The 6,236-nt window shown below is 58.6% G+C and carries 6 protein-coding genes; 2 read left to right on the forward strand and 4 right to left on the reverse strand.

Translation table 11 applies throughout. The features are described 5' to 3' along the window. Positions 1–11: 11 nt before the first annotated feature. Positions 12–890, reverse strand: coding sequence for a DUF72 domain-containing protein (locus AC1DF8_RS33915; RefSeq protein ID WP_478157115.1), 879 nt, complete (start codon positions 888–890; stop codon positions 12–14). Positions 891–1,204: 314 nt separating this feature from the next. After that, positions 1,205–1,486: a hypothetical protein gene (locus AC1DF8_RS33920; protein WP_113208589.1), complete on the reverse strand. Its 282-nt coding sequence runs from the start codon at positions 1,484–1,486 to the stop codon at positions 1,205–1,207. Between the two features lie 591 nt (positions 1,487–2,077). Here AC1DF8_RS33920 and dinB point away from each other — a divergent pair. Then, positions 2,078–3,151 carry a DNA polymerase IV gene (gene dinB, locus AC1DF8_RS33925; protein WP_478157123.1) on the forward strand — a complete coding sequence of 358 codons (1,074 nt, stop codon included), beginning with the start codon at positions 2,078–2,080 and terminating at the stop codon, positions 3,149–3,151. 29 nt (positions 3,152–3,180) lie between these two features. Further along, complete coding sequence (locus tag AC1DF8_RS33930) at positions 3,181–3,942, forward strand: DNA polymerase III subunit epsilon (protein ID WP_312866609.1); 762 nt, start codon at positions 3,181–3,183, stop codon at positions 3,940–3,942. Positions 3,943–4,337: 395 nt separating this feature from the next. Here the strand turns inward: AC1DF8_RS33930 and AC1DF8_RS33935 are convergent, their stop codons facing one another. After that, a complete protein-coding gene (locus AC1DF8_RS33935; protein ID WP_478157118.1) occupies positions 4,338–4,904 on the reverse strand; it encodes a DUF1003 domain-containing protein in 567 nt (188 codons plus the stop codon). 822 nt (positions 4,905–5,726) lie between these two features. Then, on the reverse strand, positions 5,727–6,236 hold a 510-nt coding region (locus AC1DF8_RS33940; RefSeq protein ID WP_478157120.1), incomplete at its 5' end, for a Hint domain-containing protein.

The following is a 6,236-nucleotide window of genomic DNA, read 5'->3' on the forward strand; positions in this document are numbered from 1 at the left end:
CCTCATTCGCCTTAGCGCTGAGGCTTCAGCATCTCAGCCAGGCGCTTAGCGTTCTTGATTGAGTTACCGTCGCGGTCGTTGTTGAAATAGACCCATATGGTCTTGGCGCCACTTTGGCCTATGCGCTCTGCCCACAGCTCCAGCTCGGCGTCGCTGTAGTCGTGGCGATACCATTTTTCGATCCCGTGGAAACGGACGTAGACGTCATCGCCGGTGCACACGAGTTCGTCTGGCAACCGAGGTCCACTGCAGGCGCAAAAAATCGTCCCAGCCGCTTTGAACGCAGCATAAACCTCCGGGTTCCACCAGCTTTTGTGACGGAATTCGATGACGTTTCGACGTCGGTGATCGAGCTGCGACAAGATCGAGTGCAACATTTCCGGCGAGTATCGTATGCTCGGCGGCAGCTGAAACAGGAAACATCCCATCCTCGGTCCAAGCAGGTCGGCAATATAGCCGAAGTCATCGATGAGAATTTGTGTCTGCTGAAAACGCTGGACATGGGTGATGAGCTCACACACCTTGACCGTGTAGACGAAACCGGGAAGCGCCTGTCGTATCCAGGTCTTGACCGCGCCAACCGTTGGCCAGGAATAAAACGGGGCATTGAGTTCCACTGTCTTGAAGTTGGCCTGGTAGATCGAAAACAACTCGCTCGACGGCGTATCGGTCGGATAGAAAGACCCTTTCCAGTGCCAGTAGTACCATCCGGAACAACCAACATGGATGCGGCCCGTAACATCGCCATTGGTTGCTATCGGGGACGGATCTCCGGCAAGACGGGCGAGGTGCATCTTAGCAGCCCGCGTGACATTGGCGTCGCGCTGTTTCTGCCGACGTTCTGCGCGCCTGGCCCGCCGTATGGCGATCTCTTCGGGGGTGCGCTCCACCTTTTCAACCCAGGTGACGAAAGCGTTGGGGCGTCATTTGCTCAACCGATTGCTGGTCGTTCGAAATTCATCCCTGGTCTAACCAAGACGGAGGAAGCAGGTTCCGCCGGTGGGTACAAAGTCGTGAGACGTCGACCGGTGCATCCGCACCTGTGCAGCAGGCAATCTCGAGAATTGCGTCAGGCTGAGTGAACGGCTGGGCGAGTCTAACCTGGAGAAAGCTGGCCTCGTTACAGTGAAGAGAGCTCACCTTGATTTCAGGCATATGGCAAATGACGATGACGCCGTCCCTGGGCTCAACGACGGCACAGGCCTCAGTGTAGCGCTACTTTTTCAGGCTTCCGATTTGAGAACTGGTATACCATCATAATTCCCTGCTCGAGCAGCAGTTCGGCAACCTCGAGGTCGCGCGATCCGAGATCGCAACACATCCCGCGAATGGTGTTCATCACGGACAAAGAATTTTCGACAAACCGCGCGTCTCCTTCAACCTTGGCTTCGTCGGCAGATGCTTCAAGCGCGTCCGCCACTGTCTCGAGCAGGTTGGTGCGTTCGAGAAGCGTCATTGCATTCAAGGTCTTCGATATTCCGTGCATGTTGTTCTCCGGCGCGGGCGAGGATCGCGGCGCAGCTGATGTGAAGGTCTGTCGACGGTCGCAGTCATGTGGCGACGCGCCACGTGCGCTGCAAGTCATGGCTGCCCCGCGTATTGCGCATGTTGTTTGTCCTGACCTTACTGGGCTTTGACTTCGGCGAACCTGCCGAGCGTCTGCACTGAGCCCGTCAATTCGCCCGAGGAACGTGCACAAACGTTTCACGAGATTTCTTTTATGCAAAGGCCCAATAGACATCCGGTGTGATGAAAGGAATGTTTAAGCCTGGAACGATCGCGGCGTCGATCGGCGGAAACAGACCGTCAGACGGCGACGGGTATCACGGCATAGGCAATGGAAGACGTCTCCCGAGTGACGGGAAGCTCCCGCGGTCGAAGATGGCTCTGTGATTAGGTTCGTGTCGCCATTGTTTTCTCTCAATCTTCGCTTTTGCTTCCTAGCCCCCGGAGGAGAGGGACCGCTTGTAGATTCGCCAGATGTGACTTTCACCTGGACGCGGCGTCGGAAGCTGCTATGTTCTGCTTTTGTTTTAACGGACCGGCTTACTGACCAATGGACGCAACTGCCTTGCCTATGAGGAAAATCATCCATGTGGATATGGATGCCTTTTACGCATCGGTCGAGCAGCGCGATAATCCGGAGCTTCGCGGCAAACCCGTGGCTGTTGGCGGAGCGGCCGCCCGCGGCGTCGTCGCAGCAGCAAGCTACGAGGCGCGCGAATTTGGGGTTCGCTCTGCAATGGCGTCGGTCACGGCGGCACGGAAGTGCCCGAGCCTGATTTTCGTGAAGCCGCGGTTCGAAGTCTATCGTGCCATTTCGCAGCAGATCCGCGAGATTTTTGCGCAGTATACGCCGGTGATCGAACCCCTCTCGCTCGACGAAGCCTATCTCGACGTCACCGAAAATCTCAAAGACATGCCGGTCGCCACCGAGATTGCGCTGGAGATCCGTGCAAGGATCAAAGCGGTAACCGGGCTGAGCGCTTCGGCAGGCATCTCCTACAACAAGTTTCTTGCGAAGATGGCCTCGGACTTGAACAAGCCGAATGGCCAGGCGGTCATCACGCCGAAGAATGGTGCGGCTTTCGTGGAGCAACTCGCGGTGAACAAGTTCCATGGCGTCGGCCCGGCCACAGCGGAGAAGATGCGACGGCTCGGCATTGAGACCGGTGCGGATCTGAAGGCAAAGCCCCTGATGTTCCTGATAGATCATTTCGGGAAGTCCGGCCAGTACTTCTATGGCATTGCGCGGGGCATCGATGCGCGCCAGGTCCGGCCAGATCGGATGCGCAAGTCGGTCGGCGCGGAAGATACATTCACTGTCGACATCAGCGATCTCGATCTCGCGACCAGCGAGCTGCGGCCGCTCGCCGAAAAGGTCTGGTCTTACTGCAATGCCAAGGGTTTCAGCGGCAAAACGGTGACGGTGAAGCTCAAATATTCCGACTTTACCCAGGCGACCCGGAGCCGAACAAATCCCCTTCCCTACGCGGGCGTCGATGATATTCTCGGGGCCGCAAACGTCTTGCTTGCGGGTGTATATCCGTTCAAGCGGCCGGTTCGGCTTCTCGGCGTGACACTGTCGTCGCTCATCAATGACAAGGATGCCGACGACGTGGAACAACCGCAACTCGGGCTAGGTTTATAATTCAAGAGCCGGGAGGGGAACCACCAGCAGTGAAAGCCGAAATGTCCCCACCCTGCATTCGCGTCATCGACCTTGAAACGGCCGGCAACGGGCCGGCCGACGTCTGCGAGATTGGGTGGCAGGACGTTTTTCAGGACGAGGATGGGCGATGGCAGATCTCGGCAGAGCGCGGCTCGGTGCTTGTGAATCCTGGCCGCCCCATTTCAGCAGAGACCATGGCGATCCATCATATTCAGGATTGCGAAGTCTCAGGCGCACCGTTCTGGAAAGAGGTGGCGCCGAGCATCCTGCGGCCATCTTACCCGATAGTCGCCCTTGCCGCCCACCGTGCCGCTTTCGAGCAGCGCTACTGCACACCCAGACTGGCAGGGGCCACGCCCTGGATTTGCACATGGAAATGTGCACTGCGCGTCTGGCCAGAACTTCCGAGGTTTTCCAACCAGATGTTGCGATATCAGCGTGCGCCGGAAGGTCTGATTCATGAGATCGGCCTTCCCGCCCATCGAGCCATGCCCGACGCTTATGTCAGCGCCCACCATCTGCGTGACGAGTTGAATTCCGCGTCTCTGGATGAGCTCCTGTTGTGGAGTTCTCAGCCTGGCCTGCTTCCGCGGGTCCCGGCGGGCCCTGACCGTGGGAAAAACTGGGACCGTCTGACTATCGACGCACTCACCACCTTTCTGAGCGACCGCGACGCGGACGTTCGCTTCAGCGCCCGGGCGGAGCTTCTGCGGCGAGGAGAAACGGAAACACCTAAAACGACTACTCCCACCCAGCAGACACTTTTTTAATCGATTCGACTTCACGCGACGAGCCCGGACCGCCGGTTTGACACCATCCGATGATCCGACAGGCCGAATGCCGAGGATGATGCTACGGCTCGATCTGTTGGCCAGAAACGCTGTCCTTTTGACGGTTTTCCGCGGCACACCTGACGATGTTTCACCGGCTCCGGGGGCACACGTCGAAAGCCTTCAGTCTGCTGAAACAGAGAAGAGTGCAATCTCGGCGCGGATTGGCGGCGTCCGTCATCTCGGTGACAACCTCGTGTTCACGAGCCGAGCTGAAATTCAATCCACGGTGTGTCCTGCGCGGCAATCGTCCACTGGCTCGGTTAGAGCGCCGCTCCGGACCATCCTGGACATGACGCCTTCGGCCGCGGCACGGACGGTTATTTGAAGCATAGCTATTCGGTGCTCGAAGTCGCGCTGTCGAGACCGATGTCCGCGTCATTCGAGATCTTCTCCATTGTGTCGAGAACTTCCTCTGGCGTGACGTCCTCCTGAAGCTCCTCGATCTCCGCCTTCTGTTCGAGGTTGAGACCCATCTTTTCGGCGATGGCGGCAACGATTGTGAGAAGTTGCGTGGTCTCGTGCTCGGACAGCAGCGAGATCTGCAAATTCAGATCGGCCCGCTTATCGTCGGCCTCGGCCATGCGGTTCTGGCTGATCATGACGAAGGTCGAAATGAAGATCGCCTCCACCGACGCCACCATCGCCAGGATGACGAGAGAAGGGTCGAATGCCGGGAGAAACGGGAGCACCCCAACCTTTATCAGGATCCAGCCACCGAACAATATGGCGTGAATGTAAACGAAGGTCATCGAGCCGGCGAAGCGGGTGATTGTGGCCGCAGCTTTTTCCTGCGCCGACGCCTTTCGAGCCTCCTCGCGCCGTCGTTGAAGAAGCGCTTCGATATTACGATCGAGGCGGTTGGCAAGGTCCGGCTCGTGGTGGGAGGCGATGGTCGACATGGGAAAGCTCCGGGTTTACATCGAAACTTCGCGCCGTCCGTCAAGTTCCGCTCGGTTCTCTCAAGCCGGCATCGCGACCTTCGGGTGTTACGCCTGACGCCAGCAGAGAAGACCGGCAGAAGGTCCTGTCCACGCCATAACCGCCGGTTTTTGAACCATGCGGACCCGCGGTCGCGGGCATTTGGGGCGATGGAACAGTCGCAAATCCTTGGAGCTGGACGTGGCGTCCTCTGAGGCTATTGCGCCATGTTTGCAATGAGTGCCTGGGATGTGTCACCCGAACGGTGTCGCTGCGTCGCCAGCTTTCCTAGCTGTTTACAGACCCATTCAGCTATGTCGAATGCGGTAAGGTTCGGTGCGACGCTGAACGGCTGGAAGTGGCGCCACCGAGGGAACTGGTCAGGTAGGCGGGTGATCGCAGCGCTCGTACATCCGCAGGGTCTGTTACATTTCTAGCTTGGCGAAGTTGCCATGGCCGAGACGGTGGCCGGAGGCGAGTAGAAACGGTATGCCCCGCTTCGCGAGAAGGTCGGTAGCTCATCTTCCCACCGAGACTGATGTCTAGCACAGCGCTGTCTATCTGCTCAGCATCTTCGAGCAGATCCAGGCTCGTTCGAGCGTTGAGGTGCGCCCAATCACGGTCGCTCCGAGGCGAGTCGACTAGGTCTTCGGAAGTAATACTCGTCCTCGGCGACCAGAATGGCCAGGATAGACGCCCAGCTTTTCTTCTTCTATGCATGTGGCCTGGCAAGGCCGTTGCGCGGTCTGAGCGACTGAGCTCTCCGGTTTCGAGATGCGCCCGGCAAGCAAGCCCGCAGTGGATCAGGCCGACAGTTCCCTGGCCTGCGCGTCGATCTTCCTGCAGGCATCCGCGAATGGATCGCGCACCGGCACCAGAGGCGAAACGCCAAGGAGGAGGAGCGCTTTCAGGTGCTTCCAGCCACCTTCCTCGCCCAGCACCGGGGCATAGGATGTCATCACGCCGGGCCTTTCGCCATAGAGGCGCTTGAACTCGGCGAAATTGGAGAAGGCCTCGTGGTTGTTGTCCACGAGATGGAAGCTCTCAGCCGCCGCACCTTCGGCCAGGATGGCCTCATGCGTATCGAGCAGTACGGCATAATATTCGAGCGGCATGTCGTCGGCCGGAGTGACCGGTGCAATGGTCGTGCCGTTGACGAGATCCTTCACGCGGATCAGGACGCCGTTCAGAAACAGCGCATGGCCGGATGACAGGTAGAGATCGGAGTGCGGGGTGCGGCCGTCCAGCGCATGGCGGCGAATGCGGATTGGCACGACGGCTTCCTGCCAGCGTGCGCCGTTCTTCCTGAAGGC

Source organism: Rhizobium sp. 05N49 (assembly GCF_056396805.1).

Coding starts and splice junctions, on each gene's coding strand:
- AC1DF8_RS33935 (WP_478157118.1), bottom strand. CDS start 4,904: ATGTCGACCATCGCCTCCCACCACGAGCCGGACCTTGCCAACCGCCTC.
- dinB (WP_478157123.1), top strand. CDS start 2,078: ATGAGGAAAATCATCCATGTGGATATGGATGCCTTTTACGCATCGGTC.
- AC1DF8_RS33920 (WP_113208589.1), bottom strand. CDS start 1,486: ATGCACGGAATATCGAAGACCTTGAATGCAATGACGCTTCTCGAACGC.